The organism is Sphingomonas flavalba, assembly GCF_004796535.1.
Taxonomy (GTDB): Bacteria; Pseudomonadota; Alphaproteobacteria; order Sphingomonadales; family Sphingomonadaceae; genus Sphingomonas_L; species Sphingomonas_L flavalba.
The window spans coordinates 92914-112500 of sequence record NZ_SPHY01000005.1; the positions used below are offsets into that span (position 1 = coordinate 92914).

Sequence of the window (19587 nt, forward strand, 5' to 3'; positions counted from 1 at the left end):
GCCCCCCGCAATCGAGCCGAATCGAGAGGATACAGCATGACCAATGACGGTATGATGCAGCTTAGCCGGCGAGGATTGCTCGCCGGCGGGATGGCGGGCGTTGGCGGCGCCATGCTGGCGCGGCCCGCCACGGCTGGGATGTTCGGGCATGGCTTGCACGACTTCTCCCACGGTTGCAGCATTTGCGGCGAACTCGCCGGTGCGCCGTCCCGCGCGGCGCTTGGCGGGGGCGTGCGGCGTACACAGATGCTCTTCGGGAGCAACGGGAAGGCGCCGCAGGCTCCGGCGGCGACAGCGCTTCGGGCGACGGCGCGGCAGATTCTTCAGCCTGACTGGGTGCTTGCGTGCGAGAATGACGCGCTCAAGCTGCTGGCGGATCACGAAGTAGTCATCGATGGAGACCGCATCGTCGAGGTCCGCCCCCATTCGTCGGGAAGCGACGACCGGCTCCGCCTTCCGGGCCAGATCCTCACGGCCAGCTTTATCTCGGGCCATACGCATAGCTGCGCCGGGACGCTGACGCGCGGCTTCATCGAGGAAACGCCGATCGCGTCGATCCAGGGTGAGGGCACCGCGCCGCGCGCGCGTTCGCTCCTTGTGCCGATGACGATGATCGACGATCTGACAGAGGACGAGCTGGACGATCTCACCGCGATCAATCTCGCGGAAATGCTGCGCACCGGCTGCACGACCCAGGTCGACATGTCGCTCAGCCTGAAGCAGATGCAATCCTATGTTCGCGTAGCCACCCGCTTCGGGATGCGCGGCTTTCCTGGCGGCATGGTGCCCGGCATGAAGCGGCTGCTGCCGATCTGGACGCGCACCGACAACAAGGTGCTCGATGACAGCGAAGCGGCGACACTCGATGAGATCGCTGCTGCGCTTGCCTATTCGCGCACCGTCAACGGCTCGGCGGACGGCCGCATTCGCCCGATGATGGCGCCTTCGGTCGTCGCGACCCACACGCGCGCCAGCTTCGCTGCGATCATCGCGGCAGCGAAAGAGCTTGGGAATGGCGTCCATATTCACGTCCAGAACAGCTGGCGGCCGCGCGACATGGCGGTGTTGCGGGCCTATTGGGGGATGGGTGAAGTCGAAATCCTGCGCGAGGTCGGTCTGCTGGACGGCAGGCTGTTCGGTGGGCATTTGCTCGGCGTCGATGTGGCGAAAGATCTGCCGATCCTCGCGGCGGCAAAGGCCTTTACCTTCGCGCACTGCCCGTCCGGAGCCGGCTGGGGCGTGCTGCCGTCGAGCCAGCCCTGGCCCGAGGCGCTGGCCGCCGGGGTCAACACCAGCATCGGCCTGGATACCCATTCGAACGACTATCTCGACAATATCCGCCAGGCCGTGGCGCAGGGGCGCAGCCGCGCTCAGCTCTATGCCAAGACGAGCCCGGTCGGCTTGATCGAGCCGACCATATGGCACGCGATGGAAGCCGCGACCCTGGGCGGCGCGCGCGGTCTCGGTCGCGATGATCTCGGCCGCATCCAGGCTGGCGCCAAAGCCGATCTCTGCACCATCGCGATCGATCAACTGCTGGTCGGCAGCGGCACGCGCGCACTCGAACCGCTGAACAGTCTTCTCTATGCCAACGGGCTTGCCGTGCGGAACGTCATGACCGATGGCCGCTGGCAACTGCGCGACGGCCATCTCCTCGTCGGCAACGAAGCCCATCTGATGCAGCGCGGAGGGGTGGTCGTCGAAAAGATCTGGGGACGCCTCAAGGACCAGGGCTATTTCGAGGTGGGCGGGCATCGCGGATGATGGGATGAGTACGATCAACGGCGCAATCGGAGATCATGTTTCTCCCGCGACGACGCGCAGGGTCTTGCTCCTGTGCGGCCTCGCGATCCTTGCCGAAGGCTACGACGTCGGGGTCATGGGGGCAGCGATCCTGTCGTTGTCCCATGACCCGGCCTTCGCGATCGGCGATGTCGGCCTCGGCCTGCTCGCGAGTTGCGCGCTCGCGGGAATGATGATCGGGGCGCCCCTCATGGGGATGATCGGCGAACGGGTCGAACGGCGCGGGCTGCTGGCAATCTGCGTTGCGGTCTTCAGCGCGTCGATGATCGGCTGCGCGCTCAGCGAGAGCCCGTGGCAGTTCGGCCTGTTCCGCTTTCTTGGCGGGATCGGCATGGGGGGTGTGATCCCGCTGTCGGCTACGCTGACTATCGAATATTCGCCGCTTGCCAATCGGGCACGCAATTATGGTCTGATGTACAGTGGCTATGGCTTCGGTATCATGCTGGTCGCCGTCGTCGCCATTTCGGTGATCCCCGCTTGGGGCTGGCGGGGTCTCTTCTGGCTCGGAGCCGTTCCGCTTGCCATGGCGCCCTTTCTCTGGCGCGCGCTTCCGCAAAGCTTCGAACAGTTGGCGCGCGCCGGCCACACGGGAGAAGCGATTGCCGCGGGGGTTCGTCTCGGCGCCGCTCCGGCCGCGGCTGAATGGCTGGCCGGCCACGCCCGGCCCATGGCGGCGGCCGATACAGCGCCGGAGGTCGGCGAGCGAAATGCGCTTTTCAGCGCGGGACGGGCGCGCGCTACCATCGCCTTCTGGAGCGCGATCGCGATCGGCCTGCTGCTGGTTTACGGTCTCGGTAGCTGGCTGCCTCGCATCATGCGGGAACAGGGCATGGCGGTGGGTTCGAGCCTCGGTATGCTCGCCGCCTTCAGCCTGTCCGGGGCGCTTGGCGGGATTGTCGGCGGCTGGCTTGCCGATCGATTGGGCAACCGGCGCACGATTGCGGCCTCCTATGCGCTCGCCGCGTTCGGGATCGTGGCGTTCGGCCAGTCGACCAGCATCGGCATGACTTACGCTCTGGCGGCGCTTGTGGGTTATGGAACTGTCGCCACTACGTTGGTCCTGACCGCGTGGATCACCGCCTGGTATCCGGCTTCGATACGCACCGGCGCGGTTGGCTGGGCGTTGGGTGTCGGCCGCATCGGCGCGATCGCCGGGCCGACCATCGGTGGTGTGCTCCTGGCGATCACCGGAGGCGATGTCGTGCAGATCACCGGCGCGTTCGCGGCTTTCGCCGGGCTCGCCGCAATTGCGGTGCTGTTTGTCCCCGATCGGGCGGGTGCCAACGATAAGCCCTGAGTCCGGGGAAATTTCCGCGGTGAGCCGGCAGGCGCATCGCTACCCGTTTGACCGCCGGAAACGGCCGTCGATCCGGCGGCGGCGTAGCATAACTATTCGTGTTGGTGCGGACGGCGGGACTCGAACCCGCACTCCCATGGGGAAGCGGATTTTAAGTCCGCTGCGTCTACCGGTTCCGCCACGTCCGCGCACAACCGCAAAAGCCGCGTTTGCGACGGCGGGTCAAGTCGGGATGCGCAGCCGGCTCGCTGCTGGCCTGGCAATAAGGCGCGGCGGTGGGTCATAGTCGATGACGTAGCCGACATGGTCGGACAGCGGCTTGCCGTCGTGCCCCGGCCCGAACGGCGCGTGTGCGCGGCCGACCGGCATGGGCGTACCGTCGGCTGCCCGGGCGAAGATCCAGTCCTTGCCGTGCCGGTCGGCGGAGACAAGGGCATCGCGGGCGTCGTCGTCGGTCCATGCCGCCTCGGCCAGCGCGCGGCGCAGGCCGCCATGGCGCGGCGCGACGAAGCCGAACCGGGCGAAGGCGCCGAAGAAGGTGCTCGCCCGGTCCGGGTCCTTGCCGATGTTCATGTCGCCGCCCAGCAGCAGCGGTGCGCCGGTGTCGACGTGGCGGCCGATGAATGCCGCCGTCAGCGCGACCTGCCGCTGATAGGCCTGCTGCGCGCGCGCCACCGGCACACCGGATGCTCGACGTGCATTCAGATGGGTATTGGCGACAGCGACCGGTCTGGCGAAACCGGGTACCCGGAGATGGGCAAGCAGAACGCCTTTGTTGGCCAGGCAGTCGAAGCCGGCACAGGCGAAATCGGGAAAGGCCATGCGCCGCACCGTGACGATCGGGTAGTCGGACAGGATCATCAGCCCGCTGTCCAGTCGCTTGCCCCATCCTTCGCCCCGGTCCCACCGCGCCCCGGCGAGGAAGCGGATGTCGGCGGCGGTTGGCGTCGCGACGCTGCGCAGCGCCGTATCGGCGCCGGTCGCGACATGGCGATAGCCGGCGCGCCTGGCGATCCGCGCCGCTTCCGGCGTGAACGCTTCCTGCAGCAGCACGATCCGGGGCTGCCGGCCCGCTTGCCGCATTGCCGCCAGCCGTGCGGCAATCCGGTCGATCGCCGCGCCGCGGCCGGAGGCGAGCGGCCAGGGCAGGGCGGCGATATTGTAGGTCAGCACCGAAAGCGGCCGCTCGTCGGCCCGCTGCACGGCCGGCGCCAGCGGGTCGTCGACGATGCCGCTGCTCAGCCCGGTCGCCCCAAAGACGATGGCGCAGGCGCAGAGCAACGCGCGGCGATATAGCGGCATGGCGGCCCCCTCGCCGCCGCGCTAGGCCGGTAATGGGTCGCGCCGATGTCAGCCGGGTTGCACCATTGTGAAACGCACGCGTGTGACACAGGCGCGGTTGATTGGCAGGCGGCTGGCGCGCCTGCGCGTCGGAAACCGGGTGATACGAATGTGCCGAGCGTTAGTCCGCGTTGAGGCGGGCGCGCATTTCCTTGCCGGGCTTGAAATAGGGGACGCGCTTGGCATCGACGGCAACCGTTTCGCCGGTGCGCGGATTACGGCCGACGCGGGATCCCCGCGCGCGGGTCGAAAAGGCGCCGAAGCCGCGCAGCTCGACCCGGCCGCCTTCGGCTAGCCTCTCACTGATCTGATCGAAGAACACCGCAACGATCTTCTCGATCTCGCGCAGCGACAGGTCAGGATGGTCGCTGGACAGGCGTTGAACGAGCTCGGAACGGATCATGCTACTTCCTGCCAAGGGCTTTACACAAACGCCCGCATCGGTGCGGCGGCATCATCATATCAGGAATGAAACGCAGGAAATATCATTCATTGTTTGGAGGCCGGGCGTGAAAAACGGGGCGCGGCCGGCGGCCGCACCCCGTTTCCCTGTGCCGTGCGCGCCGGGCCTTCGCCCGCACCTCGGCTTACTCCTGGTTCTCGCGGGCCTTCAGCGCCTCGCCGAGGATGTCGCCGAGCGACGCACCCGAATCCGAAGAACCGTACTGGGCAACCGCTTGCTTCTCCTCGGCGATCTGCATCGCCTTGATCGAGAAGGTCGGCTTCTTCGAACGGTCGAAGCCGGTGACCATCGCATCCAGCTTCTGGCCGATCTGGAAACGCTCCGGCCGCTGTTCGTCGCGGTCGCGGCCAAGGTCGGACCGCTTGATGAAGCCGGTGGCGCCGTCGTCGCCCGCCTGCACCTCGAGGCCGCCGTCGCGGACTTCCAGCACGGTAACGGTGACGATTGCGTTCTTGGACAGCCGTTCGCCCTCGGTCGCCCGACCGACGGCCGGCGCGCCGCGCTCAAGCTGCTTCATGCCGAGCGAGATGCGCTCCTTCTCGACGTCGATGTCGAGGACGACCGCCTTCACCACCTCGCCCTTGCGGTGCAGCGCCAGCGCGTCCTCGCCGGAAATGCCCCAAGCAATGTCGGACATGTGGACCATGCCGTCGACGTCGCCGTCGAGACCGATGAACAGGCCGAACTCGGTCGCGTTCTTGACTTCGCCCTCGACGGTCGAGCCGACCGGGTGGTTCTCGGCGAAGCTTTCCCACGGGTTGCTGATCGCCTGCTTCAGGCCCAGCGAGATGCGGCGCTTGTCCTCGTCGACCTCGAGGATGACGACCTCGACTTCCTGGCTGGTCGATACGATCTTGCCGGGGTGGACGTTCTTCTTGGTCCAGCTCATCTCCGACACGTGGACCAGGCCCTCGATGCCGGCTTCAAGCTCGACGAACGCACCGTATTCGGTGATGTTGGTGACGCGGCCGGACAGCTTGGCGCCGACCGGGTACTTGGCCGACGCGCCTTCCCACGGATCGCTCTCGAGCTGCTTCATGCCCAGGCTGATCCGCTGCGTCTCGCGGTTGATGCGGATGATCTGGACGCGAACGGTGTCGCCGATGTTGATCATCTCGCTCGGGTGGCCGACCCGCTTGTAGCTGAGGTCGGTGACGTGGAGCAGGCCGTCGATGCCGCCCAGGTCGACGAAGGCGCCGTAATCGGTGATGTTCTTGACGACGCCGTCGATCACCTGGCCCTCGGTCAGCGACTGGATCAGGCCGGTGCGCTGCTCGGCGCGGGTCTCTTCCAGCACCGCGCGGCGCGACACGACGATGTTGCCGCGACGACGATCCATCTTCAGGATTTGGAACGGCTGCGGAATGTCCATCAGCGGCGTGACGTCGCGCACCGGGCGGATATCGACCTGAGAACCTGGCAGGAAAGCTACCGCCCCGCCCAGGTCGACGGTGAAGCCGCCCTTGACCCGGCCGAAGATCACGCCCTCGACCCGCTTCTCCTCGCCGAACTCGGATTCCAGCTTGTCCCACGCGGCCTCGCGGCGCGCACGGTCGCGCGACAGCATCGCTTCACCATGGACGTTCTCGACCCGGTCGACATAAACCTCGACCTCGTCGCCGACCTTCAGATCGGCCTTCTGACCCGGCGCGGCGAATTCGCGCAACGGCACGCGGCCTTCCGACTTCAGGCCAACGTCGATGACCGCCAGGTCGTTCTCGATCGCGGTAACGGTGCCCTTGACGACACGGCCTTCGAAGCCTTCGTCTTCTCCGCCGAGCGACTCGTTGAGGAGCGCGGCGAAATCATCGCGCGTGGGAAATGCCGAACTGGCCATAAAATAGAAGTTCCTTTGACGTCGTTGCTGGCCGACCGGTTGTCTCCGGTGGTCTTGGCCATGCCGCCGCGCCGGCCTCATGCCGATCGCGGCACCCGGCGCGCGAAGAAGATCGTGAAGGTCTGAACGCGATACGCGAAAAGGGCGCGTGAGGGCTGCCGGCCGCTTGCCGAACCCCTCCGCGCCTTCCTCCACGAGCGAATCCGCCCGCCGAATGCGCGCGCTATAACGGCGGGCGACCGATCCGGCAAGCGGATGTGGGGCTTACCCGCCGGCGCGGGCGGCCAGCCGTTGCTCGACGATATCGATCGCGTGGTGGATGGCGGATTCGATCGACAGGTAGCTGGTATCGAGCAGCACCGCGTCGGCTGCCTGGCGCAACGGTGCCGCCGCGCGCGTCGTATCGCGCTTGTCGCGGGCCTTGATATCGGCAAGGACGTGATCGAAGGTGACGGCGCCGCCACGCGCCGCCAGTTCGTCATGCCGCCGCCGGGCGCGGATCTGCGATGTGGCGCGGACGAATAGCTTGGCATCGGCGCCGGGGGCGATCACCGTGCCGATGTCGCGCCCGTCGAGCACGGCGCCGCCCGGTTGATGGGCGAAGTTGCGCTGCCGATCGATCAGGGCCGCGCGCACCGCCGAGTGGGTCGATACGATCGATGCCGCGATCCCGGCGGCGTCCTCACGGAGCCTCGGGTCGGTGAGCAGCTTGTCCTTGAACCGGCAGGCGGCGATTGCCGCCTTCTCGTCAGCCGGGTCGCCGCCATGGTCGAGCAGCGTCTGCGCGACCGCGCGGTAGAGCAGCCCGGTATCGAGGTGCGGCAGCTTGTAGTGCGCGGCGAGCGCGCGGGCGATGGTGCCCTTGCCGCTGGCCGCGGGGCCGTCGACGGCGATAATCATCGGCGGTCAAATCTCCGCGCCCAGGCGCCGACGACGCGCCGCGTCTCGTCCGGCCGGTCGTTGAACAGACCGTGGGCGGCACCGGCGATCTCGCTGAATCCGGCATTCTTCACCCGCGCGGCGAAGCCGGCCACGGTCACCGGCCGCGCCTCGTCATACTGGCCGGCCATGAACAATGTCGGCGCGGTCAGCCGCGCGAGCAACGGCTCCCCGTCGTAATCCTTCAGCGTGCCGGTGCTGACGAATTCGGACCCGCCCCACATCGTCTCGTACAGGCGCCGGTTGAACATTGGCGGCAGCTGGGCAGTATAGGCCCGGATTTCATCGAACGCCGGTTCGCGGCGATTATAGGCCTTGTAGAATGCGTCGGTCGCGGTCGTGCAGACCTCCGCCGCCGGCGGTGCGGGTTGTTCGCACGCGGTGAGCGCGTCGCGCGTCTCCAGCGGCAATTCGCCGCGCAACACGGCGGCGTCGGACAGCCAGCTACGCGTCGAGATCAGCGGCGACGACAGGATCAGGCTGCTGAGCCCGGCCGGCTGGCGCGCGCCGTATTCCAGCGCGACTGTGCCGCCCCAACTGGCGCCCAGCACATGCAGCCGCTCGATGCCGAAATGGCGCCGGATCGCGTCGACCTCGTCGACGAAGCGGCCAACCGTCCAGTTTGCCGGGTCGCCCGGCCGGTCCGACCGGCCGCTGTCGAGCTGGTCGTAAAGGATGATAGCGCGCTCCTGTGCCAGCGGCAGCGCCGGCAGGAAGCCGGTGTGCGATCCGCCGGGGCCGCCGTGGATCATCAGCAGCGGTGCCGCCGGCCCGTCGAGTACCCCGTTGACGCGGACGTAGATGCGGCCGCCGGTCACCGGGACCATCGCCTCACGGTCCGGCGCCGGGATCGGTCCCATGCTGCGGGCGAAGGCCGCGGGCGCGCACAAGGTAGCGCCAAGCAGGCCGATCAATGCGCGCCGGTCGATCGTCAAGCCGTCCATACCATACCCCTCAGCGCAGATTTCGCTACCCGTCGAACCGGCTCAGTGATTCGTCAAGCTGGAGAGCAGCGCGGCGAAGCCCGGAAAGCTGGTCTCGACCGGCGAAAAGTCGTCGATGGTCACCGCCTCGCGCGCCGCGAGGCCGGCGACCGCCAGGCTCATCGCTATGCGGTGGTCGAGGTGGGAGGCGGCGGTGCCGCCGCCGGCAAGCGGCTCGCCGCCGGTGCCTTCGACGATCAGTCCATCCTCCAGTTCTTCGACCCGGGCGCCGATCGTCCGCAACCCTTCGGCCATCACCGCGATCCGGTCCGATTCCTTGACGCGCAATTCGGCCAGCCCGCGCATCACGGTGCGGCCCTGCGCCAGCGCGGCGGCGACGAACAGGATCGGATATTCGTCGATCATGCTCGGCGCGATCTCCGGCGGCACTTCCACCCCACTCAGCGGCGCGTGGCGGACGGCGATGTCGGCGACCGGCTCTCCGCCCACTTCGCGCGGGTTGGTGAAGGCGATATCGGCGCCCATCATCCTGAGCGCCTCGAACAGCCCGGCGCGGGTCGGATTGATCCCGACATTCTCGATAACGATCGCGGAGCCGGGGACGATCAGCGCGGCCACTGCCGGGAACGCCGCCGAGGACGGATCGGCGGGCACGACGATGTGCTGCGGCCGCAACTCCGCTTCGCCGTGGAGGGTAATGTGGCGGGCGCCGTCGACGGCCTCCACCGTCAGCTTCGCGCCGAAACCAGCCAGCATCCGCTCGCTATGATCGCGGGTCGGCACCGGCTCGACCACACGGGTGACGCCCGGGGTGTTGAGGCCGGCGAGCAGGATCGCCGATTTGACCTGCGCCGACGGCACCGGCAGTCGGTATGTCGTGGGGACCGCCGGCGCCAGGCCGCGCACCGTCATCGGCAGGCGACCCCCCGGGCTGGTGGTGAAATCGGCGCCCATCGCCGACAGCGGCTCGATGATCCGTCCCATCGGCCGGCGCGACAGCGATGCGTCACCGGTGAAGGTGACGGTGACCGGATGGCTGGCGACAAGGCCGGCAAGCAGCCGGGTGGAGGTGCCGGAATTGCCCATTTCCAGAGCCTGTTCCGGCTGGAGCAGCCCGCCGACGCCGACCCCGTCTACCGTCCAGGCGCCGTCGGCGCCGCGCGCCACATGTGCGCCCATCGCTCGCATCGCCGCGGCGGTGGCCAGCACGTCCTCCCCTTCCAGCAGCCCTTCGATCCGGCTGGTGCCTACCGCCAGCGCCGCCAGCATCAGCGCCCGGTGGCTGATCGATTTGTCGCCGGGAACCCGCGCAACGCCGCCAAGTGGCCCGGTGGGGCCGAAGACCTGGGGGCACGGGACGGTACTCGTCATCCTGTTCTCCGAAAAATAGGGGGTGCCGACCGGGATCGGCGGTCTTTGACAGCGGCGCGTCGCTATGGCAAGGCGCGCGCCGAATTGCGGCCCGGCGGATTCCCGACGTGCCGCTCCTTTCATTTTTCGGAGGCACGAGGCGGCACATGGTGAAGCCGGAATGGGGCACCAAGCGGACTTGCCCGAAATGCGCGACCCGCTTCTACGATCTTGGCAAGGACGATCCGGTCACCTGCATCGAATGCGGGAATGTCTGGGAGCCCGAGCCGATTCTGAAGTCGAAGCAGCCGCTGCCGTACGACGCGCCCAAGAAGCCGGCCGAGTCGGACAAAGAGGGCGATCATCTGGATACCGACGAGGATCTGGACATCGATGAGGATGCCGAGGAATCGCCGGATGACGAGGTCGATCTCGGCGGCGACGACGATCTCGGCGTCAAGACTACCGAGAATGACGACGAAAGCTGATTGATTTCCGTGTGGCGCCTGCCTAAACGCGGCGCCACTCGAACGCCCCGCCTGACGGCGGCGCGCGATGGGGCCGTAGCTCAGCTGGGAGAGCGCTACACTGGCAGTGTAGAGGTCAGGGGTTCGATCCCCCTCGGCTCCACCATCTTCCTCTTATCCGAACCGCCTTTCCCGTCGGCATTACGCGATGCTGCGGATAAGTCGGTTCGGCGTGGCGCCGCCATGGCGCACGGCCGCAACGCATGCGTCATCATTTTCACGCGATACTGGTCGGCGGGTCAGCCTCGATACGCGAACTGCCAGTAGGCAGTATGGCGCCTCCTGTTTCGCAGTGCTCAAGCCCCTTCCGCTGGCGTCAATCGCCTAGTTGTCGCCGATCTGCCGAGCCGCTGCCGCGCGGGGCTGCTGGCACGGCGCCGCCCGGCGACTGAGCCGCCGCGCGGCGCCGGTTGGCGCCTCAGCCCGCCTTTTGCTTTCCGGCCCGCTCGATCGCCTCGACGACGATCCGGCGCGCCTCCTCGGCGTCGCCCCAACTGCCGATGCGGACCCACTTCTTTTCTTCCAGGTCCTTGTAGTGCTTGAAGAAGTGCTCGATCTGCTGGAGCACGATCGAGGGCAGGTCGCCGCGCTCGCCGACATCGGAGTAATAAGGGAAGGTGGTGTCGACCGGCACCGCGATCAGCTTTTCGTCGCCGCCGGCCTCGTCCTCCAGCTTCAGCACGCCGATCGGCCGGGCGCGGACGACGCAGCCGGGAACGAAGGGCGAGCGGGCGATGACCAGCGCGTCGAGCGGGTCGCCGTCCGGTGACAGGGTGTGCGGCACGAAGCCGTAATTCGCCGGGTAGCGCATCGGCGTGTGGAGGATGCGGTCGACGAACAGCGCGCCCGATTTCTTGTCGAACTCATATTTGACCGGCTCGCCGCCCACCGGCACTTCGATGATGACGTTCAGGCTGTTGGGCGGGTCGTCGCCGACCGGAATCAGATCGATGTTCATGAATATCCCTGCGGTGGATCGGCGCCTGCTAGGGTTTCGGCGCCAGCAGCCTGTCGAGGCCACCCTCTCCCTTGTCGGTCTTTTCGAAGCGCGGGTAGCGCAGGCCGTCGCGATAGTCGATGGCCACGTCGCGATAGCGGTCGCCATTCTTGACCAGCAGCCGGATCGGCGTGCTGTCCGCCTTGGCGGCGGTCACGGCTTGCCGGATGCCGTCGTCCGAATAGGCGCGGCCGTTGACCGCGACGATCTCGGTGCCGACGTCGATGCCGGCGCTGAATGCCGGGCTGTCCCACATCACCGTCTTGGCGATCCGGTCCTTGCTGCCGATGGTCAGGCCCAGCGAGTAGCTGAGGTCGACCAGCTTGCGCGATCGTTCCCGCTGCGCGAACGCAGGCGTCGGCGCGTCGGTGTAGGTCAGCCGGTAGCCGGACGCGGTGAAGCCGGCGAGCGGTGCGCCCTTGGCATGCTCGGTCAGCCGCCGGTGCAGGAAATCCGCCCAGTCATAGGGCACGATCCCGTTCAGTGTCGCAGCGACGTCGTCCAGCGTGTAGGTGACGACGCCCCAGTCGCCGTCGTTGATGCCGAAGAAGGCGCGAGCGAAATCGTCCATCGATTTCTTGCCGCCCGACCGCGCGCGCAGGATCGAATCGACTTCCAGCCAGACCAGTAGCCCTTCGTTGTAATAATCCTCCGACCGCTGCCAACTCAGCCAGCCCTTAGGGCGCCGCTGGGCGATGACCGGATCGTTGGTCGTGTCGACCAGGTCGCGCCAACTGCGCGCCGGCAGGTTGTCGTAGGCGGCGGCGATGATCGCCAGTTGGTCCAGCGTATCCTGTTTGCCCACCAGGCCCGAACGCGCCTGCAGCACATAGCCCCAGAACTGGGTCTGTCCTTCGTAGACCCACAGCAGGCTGCCCTGCATCGGCGTCCGGTAATCGGGCGTCCACAGGTCGGCTGGACGGCGGAACTTGCCGTTCCAGCTATGGGTGTATTCGTGCGGCAGCAGATTGCGCTCGGCCGGGTTGTCGTCCCACTTGATGAAATAGCCGGGGTCGACGCCATTTTCCGAGCTGCGATGGTGCTCCAGGCCGATGCCGCCCAGTTCGTCGGATATGGTCAGCAGGAACTGGTACTTGTCGTAATGCTGGGTGCCGAATAGCTTCAGCGCCTGGGTGATGAGGCTCTTGTGCGCGGCGACCTGCTCTGGCGTCGCGTCAAGCTCCCTGGCGGTATCGGCGATCACGTTCAGGGTGACGCGCGGGCTCAGCTCGAACGCGCGGTAGTGGCGGCCGGCGATCGTCGGCGAATCGACCAGCGTCTCATAGTCGGTCGCCTCGTAACTGTAGGTTGCGCCGTTGGCGGTCGACGGCAGGCCGGAGGCGGCGGTCCACCCGTCGGGATAGGTCGCCGTCGCCTGGATCGGGATGCGACGGGTGAAATAGCCGGCCGGATAGAGCGACACCTTCTCCCACTGCAGGCTCAGCATCTCCGGCGTCATCTGGATGCGGCCCTGCGGTCCGTCGGTCGCCGACAGATACTGGAATTGTAGGTCGATCCGGCCGGCGCCGTCCGGCACGTCGATGTGGAAAGCGTAGACGTCGACTGGGTCGCGCCGCCAGGGGACGGGCTGGCCGCCAGCGGTGATGACCAGTCCGGCGAGCTTCGGGATCGGCCCGGTCGTGCTGTGGTTGCCCGGCAGCCATTTCGGATAGAGCAGCACCATCGGCCCCGCCTTGGACACCGGGATCGTCTGCTTCACCCGGAAGATGCCGCGCGTCACGTCCGTCGCGTCGACCGCCAGGGTGATCGTGCCGGGATAGGGTTCGTCCTTCGCCGCCGGGATCGAGTCGATGATCGGTGTCGGCTGCGGCGTACTGTTGATGGCGAGGGCGGGGACGGCGGCAAGCATGGCGACAAACGGAAACAGGCTGGCATTCATCGGGCGGCGCCCTTCTGCTGATGGCACGATCGCACAGGCTTAGGCGGCCCGCGCGTCCCCGGTCCAGCCCGATCAACTACCCAACACGTTGATCGTGAACGCCAGCACGCCGATGTTGAACACGAAAGCGGCCAGGCAATGGAAGATCGCAACCCGCCGCATGTGCCGCCCCGGCATGTCGACGTCGGAAGTCTGGAACGTCATCCCCAGCGTGAACGAGAAATAGATGAAGTCCCAGTAAACCGGCTCGTCGGTGCCCGGCACGGCCAAGCCGCCCTGATCGCCGCCGTCGTCGCTGTCGCCCAGGTAATAGAGATGGGCGTAATGCAGCGCATAGACCATGTTGGAAAACAGCCAGGCGAGCGCCAGCGTGCCGATGATGAGCGCGGTCGCCGCCGTGTCCGGCTGCTTGGCGGAGCGCAACTCGACGCCCACCGCGACCAGGATCGCTGCGATCACCACGCTGGTGACGATGAGCAGCAGCGCGCGGTTGGCATCGTTATGCCGTGCCGCCTCGCGCATCCGGTCGGCGCTGCGGTTGCCGAGCAACGGTGCAAGCGACAGCAGGAACAGCACCGCCGCGATATCGAAGCCGGCCATCAGCGCGTGGCCCGGCGGCATATGATCGATCGCCAGGCCGACGGCTGCCGCCAGCACGAGCAGGAAAGCGATGAACCGGGGCGGCGCGATCGTCGATCCGATGCCAGAGGACTTTCGCTGCTTTTCCATGCGCGAGACGCTAGCGATTCGCGGTCATCTCGCCTAGAGAGCGCGTCTTTCATGACCCAGATTCAGACCCCGCAGGCCGTTCGCGGCACCCAGGACATGCTCGGCGATGCCGAGCGCCGTTTCGCGCATGTCGTCGACGCGTTCGATCGGGTCCGCCGGCTCTATGCCTTCCAGCGGGTCGAAGTGCCGGTGTTCGAGGCGACGGCGGTGTTCGCCCGCTCGCTGGGCGAGGCGACCGACGTCGTGTCGAAGGAGATGTACAGCTTCGCGGACCGCGGCGGCGATTCGCTGACGCTGCGCCCGGAGTTCACCGCCGGCATCGCCCGCGCCTATCTGACCAACGGCTGGCAGCAATTCGCGCCGCTGAAGCTGGCGACCCACGGCCCGCTGTTCCGCTACGAGCGCCCGCAGAAAGGCCGCTTCCGCCAGTTCCATCAGCTCGATGCCGAAGTGATCGGCGCTGCCGAGCCGGCCGCCGATGTCGAGCTTCTGGTCATGGCCGATCAGTTGCTGCGCGAACTGGGCGTCGTCGACGGCGTGACGCTGCAGCTCAATACGCTGGGCGATGCGGAGACGCGGGCGGCGTGGCGTACCGCGCTCGTCGCCCATTTCGAGGCGCATCGCGACGCGCTGTCGAAGGACAGCGTCGACCGGCTGGCGCGGAATCCGCTGCGCATCCTCGATTCCAAGGATCCGCGCGATCGGCCGATCGCCGACGCGGCGCCGGTGATCGATGCCTATCTGACGGCGGAGGCTGGCGCCTTCTTCGACGCGGTGCAGGCGGGGCTGCAGGCGGCGGGCGTCGCCTATGTCCGCAACGGCGCGCTGGTCCGCGGCCTCGATTATTATCGCCACACCGCGTTCGAATTCGTCACCGACCGGCTCGGCGCGCAGGGTACGGTGCTCGGCGGCGGCCGTTATGACGGGTTGATCGAAGGGCTTGGCGGCCCGCATACCCCAGCGGTCGGCTGGGCCGCGGGGATCGAGCGTCTGGCGATGCTGATCGACGAGCCGGCGGTGCCGGTGCTCGACGTCGCCGTCGTCCCGCTCGGCGCGGCGGCGGAGGCGGCGGCGACCGGTATCATCGCCGATCTGCGCCGTGCCGGCATCGCCAGCGACATGGCGTGGCGCGGCAACATGAAGCGGCGGATGGCCCGCGCGGCCGCCGCCGGCGCCCGCTTCGCCGTGATCCTGGGCGAGGACGAACTGGCGCGCGGCGAGGTCGCGGTCAAGACGCTCGCCACCGGCGTGCAGCGCGCCGTGCCGATCGCCGGGCTGGTCGAGGCGGTGCGCGGCGCATGACCGGCATTTCCGACGAACGCATCGCCGCCATCGAGGCGCGGCGCAACGAGTTGCAGGCGCAGATGGCTGCCGGTGACCTGCCGCCCGACCGCTTCGTCGCGCTGTCCAAGGAATATGCCGAGCTTGGCCCGGTCGCCGAGGTGGCGGGCGAGGTTAGGCGCCTGCGCGCCGAGCTGGACGTGCTGGCCGGCATGGTGAGCGACGACGACCCCGCGATCCGCGAGATGGCGGCCGAGGAAGTCGATGTCATCAAGGCACGCCTGCCCCAGGCGGAGCGCGCGCTGGCGTTGAAGCTGCTGCCGCGCGACGCCGCCGACGAGCGCGCCGCGATGCTGGAAATCCGCGCCGGCACCGGCGGCGACGAGGCGGCGCTGTTCGCCGGCGACCTGTTCCGCATGTACACGCGCTATGCCGAGGAGCGCGGCTGGCGGGTCGAGATGATCTCCGCCAGCCCGGCCGACATCGGCGGCTATAAGGAAGTGGTCGCCAGCGTTTCGGGCAGCGGGGTGTTCGCGCGGTTGAAGTTCGAAAGCGGCGTCCACCGTGTCCAGCGCGTCCCGGCGACCGAGAGCGGCGGGCGGATCCATACGTCGGCGGCGACGGTGGCGGTGCTGCCGGAGGCCGAGGAGGTCGACGTACAGATCGACGACAAGGATCTGCGCATTGACGTCTACCGCTCGTCCGGGCCGGGCGGCCAGTCGGTCAACACCACCGACAGCGCGGTGCGGATCACCCACCTGCCGACCGGTCTCGTCGTCATCCAGCAGGACGAGAAGAGCCAGCACAAGAACAAGGCGAAGGCGCTGAAGGTGCTGCGCACCCGGCTTTACGAGGCGGAACGCGAGCGGCTGGCAGCGGAGCGCTCTGGCACCCGCAAGGCGATGGTCGGCTCCGGCGACCGGTCGGAACGGATCCGCACCTACAATTTCCCGCAGGGGCGGGTGACCGACCACCGAATCAACCTGACCCTCCACCGCCTGCCGGAGATATTGGAAGGGCAGCTGGACGAACTGATCGGCGCACTGATCGCCGAGGACGAGGCGGCGCGGCTCGCCAATCTGGATGGCTGACACAGCGTTGCGCGATGCCGCCCGGCGGCTCGCCGCCGTGTCCGACACGCCGCGCCTCGATGCCGAACTGCTGCTCGCCCATGCCCTTGGCATCAGCCGGGACCGGTTGCTGCTCGCTGGGGCCGATGCGGCGGTGCCGCCGGGCTTCGCCGATCTGGTCGCGCGCCGCCTTGCCCATGAGCCGGTCGCCTATATCACTGGTACCCGCGCCTTCTGGACGATCGAGCTGGCGGTCGGCCCCGGTGTGCTGGTGCCGCGCCCGGACAGCGAGACACTGCTGACCTCTGCGTTCGCCCATTTCGGCGAATCCGGCCCAGCCTTGGTGCTCGATCTCGGTACCGGCTCCGGCGCACTTCTGCTCGCCGCGCTCGACCAATGGCCGTCGGCGCGCGGGCTGGGCGTTGACCGTTCCGACGCCGCGCTCGCCGCCGCCCGTGCCAACGCCGCGCGGCTGGGCCTTGCCCCGCGCGCTGAATTCGTCGCCGGTGACTGGGCGGCCGCGCTCGACCGGCGCTTCGACCTGGTATTGTGCAACCCGCCTTATGTGGAAGCCGGCGCAGTGCTGCCGCCCGACGTGCGCCTTTACGAACCGGCATCGGCGTTGTTCGCGGGCAGCGACGGGCTGGACGCCTACCGCGTGCTGATGCCGCAGCTGGCGCGGCTGATCGCCGCTAATGGCATCGCCGCGGTCGAGATCGGTGCGACGCAGGCCGCTGCGGTTGCGGCACTCGCCGCGGCCGCCGGACTGGTTGCCGCCTGCCACCGCGATCTTGCCGGGCGCGACCGTTGCCTGGTCCTTCGCCCGGCATGACACAGACTTGTCGCATATTTCCGCTTGGAAATGGTGCACCGACTCACTAAGTGCGGTTGAGGGGAACGTAGCGGATTGCGGCGCAGGCGCGCCGGACCCACGCGATCCCACTCCGTTGAACATGATGCGGCCGGTGTCGGCCGCACTTGCGGATGGCGGCGGTCGCGCGCGTAGCGCGGCCGGTTCGCGCGAACGAGGCTTATCCGGGAATGATCGGATCGCACTGACACGACTGGGCACAGAACGAGGAAACGGACAAGTTGATCAACAATCGACAGGCCGGCCGCCGTCGCGGTCGTGGTGGACAGCGTACGCCGAACAACCCGGGCCGTCCCGAACAGGGCAATCGCATCGACAGCCGTGCGCGCGGCAACGCCGCCCAGCTCCTTGAGAAATACAAGATGCTGGCGCGCGACGCGCAGATGCAGGGTGATCGGGTCAATACCGAATATTACCATCAGTTCGCCGACCATTATTTCCGCGTGCTGAGCGAGAGCCGGGCGCGGTTCGAGGAGCAGAACCAGCAGCGCCGCAGCCGCGACGATGCCGATCTTGGCGAGGATGACGGCGACGAGCGCGAAACCGATCGCATTGCGCAGGAACCGCGCCGCCAGCCGGCAGAGGAGCGGGCGCCCCGCGATGAACGCCGCGTCGATGCGGCGGAGGAGCGGGATGAACCGCACGCCCGTGAAGAACCGCGCGCGCGTGAGGCGCGACGCGAGAAGGATCGTGAAGCGCCTGCTCAGGCGCTGAACGGCCATCAGGCCGAAGAGGAAGCTGCCGCGCCGCGCCGCGGCCGCCCGCGCCGGGCTCGCACGGCGGAACCGGAACCGGTCGAGGCGTTCGATGCCACCATCCTGCCGCCGTCGGTATTGAAGGCGGCGGAACCGGTGGAAGCGGCGGCTGACGCCGAGGCGGAAGCGGAGGTGGCGCTTCCTCCGCGCCGTCGTGGTCGCCCGCGCAAGGTCGAAACCGACGCCGCCAGCGCCTGATCGCAACTGCAAGATGAAAGAAGCGGGGCCGTCTGCCGCAGAGAGCGGCGGGCGGCACCGTCTGGTATCGCGGCGCTATGCCGGCGGCAGCGGGCGCGGGCGGTGCTGCGCGTCAAGCGCAACGAAGGTGAACACCCCTTCCGTCACCTTCACCTGTTCGCCGCCATTGCGGTCGGCGATCACCTCGATGCGAATGGCAACGGAAGTGCGCCCCCGCCGTTCGACCCAGGCGTAGACGGAAATCACATCGCGCAGCAGGATCGGCGCGATGAACTTCATCGCTTCGACCGCAACCGTCGCGGTTGCACCCTGCGCCACCCTGCCGGCGACGATGCCGGCAGCCATGTCCATCTGCGACAGCACCCAGCCGCCAAAGATATGGCCGTTGGCGTTGATGTCGCCGGGCCGGGGCACGACCCGCAACACGGGTTCGCGGTGCTCGCTCATTCGTCGTGATGGACCTGTTCGTTGATATGTTCGTCGTGGCCGGAGCCGGAGCTGAGGAATACCAGTCCCATCAACGCCGCCGCCAGAATCACTGATCCGAACACGCCGAGCAGCGTGCCGATCACCATGTGGATAGGCAATGGCCCCTTCGCCCAGCTCAGGCCGACAAGGGACACGACCGAGGCGACCAGCGCAACCAGCACCATCCACACCATCAGCCGGCGATAGCGCCGCCACGGATCGGTGGCATACCCTGAATCGGGTGGCGCACCCCGCTGGTTTTTCATCGGCTTTCCTTTGCGCGTCGAACGTGGGAACATCGCGTCCGTCGTCCATAAGGCCGAAAAGGAGAACCCGCCATGACCATTTCGGTAATTCTCGCCGGGCGTGACGGCGCGGTGGTCAGCGCAGAGCCCGACACCACCGTTGGCGCCGCCGTCGCCCTGCTCGCCGACCGCCGCATCGGCGCCTTGCCGGTGGTCGATGGCGACACGGTGGTCGGCATCTTCTCGGAACGCGATGTGATCCACGCGGTCGCCAAACACGGCGCCGCCGCGCTCGACCGGCCGGTCAGCGAACTGATGACCGCGCCGCCGGTGACAGTCGCGCCGGACGAGGACGCGCTCAGCGCGTTGGGGCTGATGACCCGGCGGCGCATCCGCCACCTGCCGGTCCTCGCCGACGGCACGATGGTCGGCTTCGTGTCGATCGGCGATCTGGTCAAGTTCCGCATCGACCGGATCGAGCGCGAGGCCAACGCGCTGCGGGACTATATCCAGAGCGCCTGACGCGGGGCGTGTCGCAACGGCTATCGCCGCCGTCTCAAGGTCCGCACCGC

20 protein-coding genes and 2 tRNA genes (1 of these 22 only partly in view) are annotated in these 19587 nt (G+C 67.8%); 9 read left to right on the forward strand and 13 right to left on the reverse strand.

The annotated features are described in order from the left end of the window. Positions 1 to 36 precede the first annotated feature (36 nt). Entirely contained in the window at positions 37 to 1764 is a 1728-nt protein-coding gene (locus E4A53_RS06900; RefSeq protein WP_136162363.1) for an amidohydrolase family protein, read from the forward strand. A 4-nt stretch (positions 1765 to 1768) separates the two neighbouring features. Further along, positions 1769 to 3100: an MFS transporter gene (locus tag E4A53_RS06905; RefSeq protein WP_136162364.1), complete on the forward strand. Its 1332-nt coding sequence runs from the start codon at positions 1769 to 1771 to the stop codon at positions 3098 to 3100. 102 nt (positions 3101 to 3202) lie between these two features. On the opposite strand, the gene E4A53_RS06910 is transcribed toward E4A53_RS06905, so the two are convergent. The 7 genes from E4A53_RS06910 to aroA all read right to left on the reverse strand — a co-directional run bounded on the left by E4A53_RS06910 (position 3203) and on the right by aroA (position 9995). Continuing rightward, positions 3203 to 3288 (reverse strand) — tRNA-Leu (locus E4A53_RS06910). A gap of 34 nt (positions 3289 to 3322) precedes the next feature. Further along, complete coding sequence (locus E4A53_RS06915; RefSeq protein ID WP_136162365.1) at positions 3323 to 4402, reverse strand: endonuclease/exonuclease/phosphatase family protein; 1080 nt, start codon at positions 4400 to 4402, stop codon at positions 3323 to 3325. A 160-nt stretch (positions 4403 to 4562) separates the two neighbouring features. Then, positions 4563 to 4844, reverse strand: a complete 282-nt coding sequence (locus tag E4A53_RS06920; protein ID WP_136162366.1) for an integration host factor subunit beta — start codon at positions 4842 to 4844, stop codon at positions 4563 to 4565. Positions 4845 to 5028: 184 nt separating this feature from the next. Next, positions 5029 to 6741, reverse strand: coding sequence for a 30S ribosomal protein S1 (rpsA, locus tag E4A53_RS06925; RefSeq protein ID WP_136162367.1), 1713 nt, complete (start codon positions 6739 to 6741; stop codon positions 5029 to 5031). A 264-nt stretch (positions 6742 to 7005) separates the two neighbouring features. Beyond that, the gene (gene cmk, locus E4A53_RS06930; RefSeq protein WP_136162368.1) at positions 7006 to 7641 is read right to left on the reverse strand and encodes a (d)CMP kinase; all 636 of its coding nucleotides are present in this window, start codon (positions 7639 to 7641) and stop codon (positions 7006 to 7008) included. After that, the gene (locus tag E4A53_RS06935) at positions 7638 to 8624 is read right to left on the reverse strand and encodes a proline iminopeptidase-family hydrolase (protein WP_136162369.1); all 987 of its coding nucleotides are present in this window, start codon (positions 8622 to 8624) and stop codon (positions 7638 to 7640) included. Before E4A53_RS06935 ends, cmk begins: the two co-directional genes overlap by 4 nt. Positions 8625 to 8666: 42 nt before the next feature. After that, positions 8667 to 9995, reverse strand: a complete 1329-nt coding sequence (gene aroA / locus E4A53_RS06940; RefSeq protein ID WP_239018170.1) for a 3-phosphoshikimate 1-carboxyvinyltransferase — start codon at positions 9993 to 9995, stop codon at positions 8667 to 8669. 146 nt (positions 9996 to 10141) lie between these two features. On the opposite strand from aroA, the gene E4A53_RS06945 reads away from it, so the two are divergent. Continuing rightward, positions 10142 to 10462 (forward strand): TIGR02300 family protein, encoded by a 321-nt coding sequence (locus tag E4A53_RS06945; protein WP_136162371.1) that lies wholly within the window; start codon positions 10142 to 10144, stop codon positions 10460 to 10462. 69 nt (positions 10463 to 10531) lie between these two features. Next, positions 10532 to 10607 (forward strand) — tRNA-Ala (locus E4A53_RS06950). 312 nt (positions 10608 to 10919) lie between these two features. On the opposite strand, the gene ppa is transcribed toward E4A53_RS06950, so the two are convergent. The 3 genes from ppa to E4A53_RS06965 all read right to left on the reverse strand — a co-directional run bounded on the left by ppa (position 10920) and on the right by E4A53_RS06965 (position 14127). Continuing rightward, a complete protein-coding gene (gene ppa / locus E4A53_RS06955; protein WP_136162372.1) occupies positions 10920 to 11459 on the reverse strand; it encodes an inorganic diphosphatase in 540 nt (179 codons plus the stop codon). Between the two features lie 28 nt (positions 11460 to 11487). After that, the gene (locus E4A53_RS06960; protein WP_136162373.1) at positions 11488 to 13398 is read right to left on the reverse strand and encodes a M61 family metallopeptidase; all 1911 of its coding nucleotides are present in this window, start codon (positions 13396 to 13398) and stop codon (positions 11488 to 11490) included. A gap of 72 nt (positions 13399 to 13470) precedes the next feature. Next, a complete protein-coding gene (locus E4A53_RS06965; RefSeq protein ID WP_136162374.1) occupies positions 13471 to 14127 on the reverse strand; it encodes a DUF1345 domain-containing protein in 657 nt (218 codons plus the stop codon). 51 nt (positions 14128 to 14178) lie between these two features. Between E4A53_RS06965 and hisS the strand changes: the two genes are divergently transcribed. The 4 genes from hisS (at position 14179) to E4A53_RS06985 (ending at position 18302) form a co-directional block, all read left to right on the forward strand. Further along, the gene (hisS, locus tag E4A53_RS06970; RefSeq protein WP_136162375.1) at positions 14179 to 15429 is read left to right on the forward strand and encodes a histidine--tRNA ligase; all 1251 of its coding nucleotides are present in this window, start codon (positions 14179 to 14181) and stop codon (positions 15427 to 15429) included. After that, a complete protein-coding gene (prfA, locus tag E4A53_RS06975) occupies positions 15426 to 16499 on the forward strand; it encodes a peptide chain release factor 1 (RefSeq protein ID WP_136162376.1) in 1074 nt (357 codons plus the stop codon). Before hisS ends, prfA begins: the two co-directional genes overlap by 4 nt. Further along, on the forward strand, positions 16492 to 17310 hold the full coding sequence (gene prmC / locus E4A53_RS06980; RefSeq protein ID WP_136162377.1) for a peptide chain release factor N(5)-glutamine methyltransferase: 819 nt from the start codon (positions 16492 to 16494) through the stop codon (positions 17308 to 17310). Before prfA ends, prmC begins: the two co-directional genes overlap by 8 nt. A gap of 260 nt (positions 17311 to 17570) precedes the next feature. After that, positions 17571 to 18302, forward strand: coding sequence for a DUF4167 domain-containing protein (locus E4A53_RS06985; protein ID WP_136162378.1), 732 nt, complete (start codon positions 17571 to 17573; stop codon positions 18300 to 18302). Positions 18303 to 18377: 75 nt separating this feature from the next. On the opposite strand, the gene E4A53_RS06990 is transcribed toward E4A53_RS06985, so the two are convergent. After that, positions 18378 to 18749: an acyl-CoA thioesterase gene (locus tag E4A53_RS06990; protein ID WP_136162379.1), complete on the reverse strand. Its 372-nt coding sequence runs from the start codon at positions 18747 to 18749 to the stop codon at positions 18378 to 18380. Further along, complete coding sequence (locus tag E4A53_RS06995; protein WP_136162380.1) at positions 18746 to 19036, reverse strand: hypothetical protein; 291 nt, start codon at positions 19034 to 19036, stop codon at positions 18746 to 18748. Before E4A53_RS06995 ends, E4A53_RS06990 begins: the two co-directional genes overlap by 4 nt. Before the next feature lie 72 nt (positions 19037 to 19108). Between E4A53_RS06995 and E4A53_RS07000 the strand changes: the two genes are divergently transcribed. Continuing rightward, positions 19109 to 19537 carry a CBS domain-containing protein gene (locus E4A53_RS07000; RefSeq protein ID WP_136162381.1) on the forward strand — a complete coding sequence of 143 codons (429 nt, stop codon included), beginning with the start codon at positions 19109 to 19111 and terminating at the stop codon, positions 19535 to 19537. Between the two features lie 20 nt (positions 19538 to 19557). Here E4A53_RS07000 and E4A53_RS07005 read toward each other — a convergent pair whose 3' ends face one another. After that, positions 19558 to 19587, reverse strand: the 3' portion of a protein-coding gene (locus tag E4A53_RS07005) for a lipopolysaccharide biosynthesis protein (protein WP_136162382.1). 1443 nt of this gene lie beyond the right edge of the window; 30 of the gene's 1473 nt are visible here — the last part of the coding sequence; its start codon lies beyond the right edge, outside the window; the stop codon is at positions 19558 to 19560.

Bases quoted from the DNA above. Each gene is read 5' to 3' on its own strand.
- E4A53_RS06900 (WP_136162363.1), top strand. From the start codon at position 37: ATGACCAATGACGGTATGATGCAGCTTAGCCGGCGAGGATTGCTCGCC.
- E4A53_RS06905 (WP_136162364.1), top strand. From the start codon at position 1,769: ATGAGTACGATCAACGGCGCAATCGGAGATCATGTTTCTCCCGCGACG.
- E4A53_RS06915 (WP_136162365.1), bottom strand. From the start codon at position 4,402: ATGCCGCTATATCGCCGCGCGTTGCTCTGCGCCTGCGCCATCGTCTTT.
- E4A53_RS06920 (WP_136162366.1), bottom strand. From the start codon at position 4,844: ATGATCCGTTCCGAGCTCGTTCAACGCCTGTCCAGCGACCATCCTGAC.
- rpsA (WP_136162367.1), bottom strand. From the start codon at position 6,741: ATGGCCAGTTCGGCATTTCCCACGCGCGATGATTTCGCCGCGCTCCTC.
- cmk (WP_136162368.1), bottom strand. From the start codon at position 7,641: ATGATTATCGCCGTCGACGGCCCCGCGGCCAGCGGCAAGGGCACCATC.
- E4A53_RS06935 (WP_136162369.1), bottom strand. From the start codon at position 8,624: ATGGACGGCTTGACGATCGACCGGCGCGCATTGATCGGCCTGCTTGGC.
- aroA (WP_239018170.1), bottom strand. From the start codon at position 9,995: ATGACGAGTACCGTCCCGTGCCCCCAGGTCTTCGGCCCCACCGGGCCA.
- E4A53_RS06945 (WP_136162371.1), top strand. From the start codon at position 10,142: ATGGTGAAGCCGGAATGGGGCACCAAGCGGACTTGCCCGAAATGCGCG.
- ppa (WP_136162372.1), bottom strand. From the start codon at position 11,459: ATGAACATCGATCTGATTCCGGTCGGCGACGACCCGCCCAACAGCCTG.
- E4A53_RS06960 (WP_136162373.1), bottom strand. From the start codon at position 13,398: ATGAATGCCAGCCTGTTTCCGTTTGTCGCCATGCTTGCCGCCGTCCCC.
- E4A53_RS06965 (WP_136162374.1), bottom strand. From the start codon at position 14,127: ATGGAAAAGCAGCGAAAGTCCTCTGGCATCGGATCGACGATCGCGCCG.
- hisS (WP_136162375.1), top strand. From the start codon at position 14,179: ATGACCCAGATTCAGACCCCGCAGGCCGTTCGCGGCACCCAGGACATG.
- prfA (WP_136162376.1), top strand. From the start codon at position 15,426: ATGACCGGCATTTCCGACGAACGCATCGCCGCCATCGAGGCGCGGCGC.
- prmC (WP_136162377.1), top strand. From the start codon at position 16,492: ATGGCTGACACAGCGTTGCGCGATGCCGCCCGGCGGCTCGCCGCCGTG.
- E4A53_RS06990 (WP_136162379.1), bottom strand. From the start codon at position 18,749: ATGAGCGAGCACCGCGAACCCGTGTTGCGGGTCGTGCCCCGGCCCGGC.
- E4A53_RS06995 (WP_136162380.1), bottom strand. From the start codon at position 19,036: ATGAAAAACCAGCGGGGTGCGCCACCCGATTCAGGGTATGCCACCGAT.
- E4A53_RS07000 (WP_136162381.1), top strand. From the start codon at position 19,109: ATGACCATTTCGGTAATTCTCGCCGGGCGTGACGGCGCGGTGGTCAGC.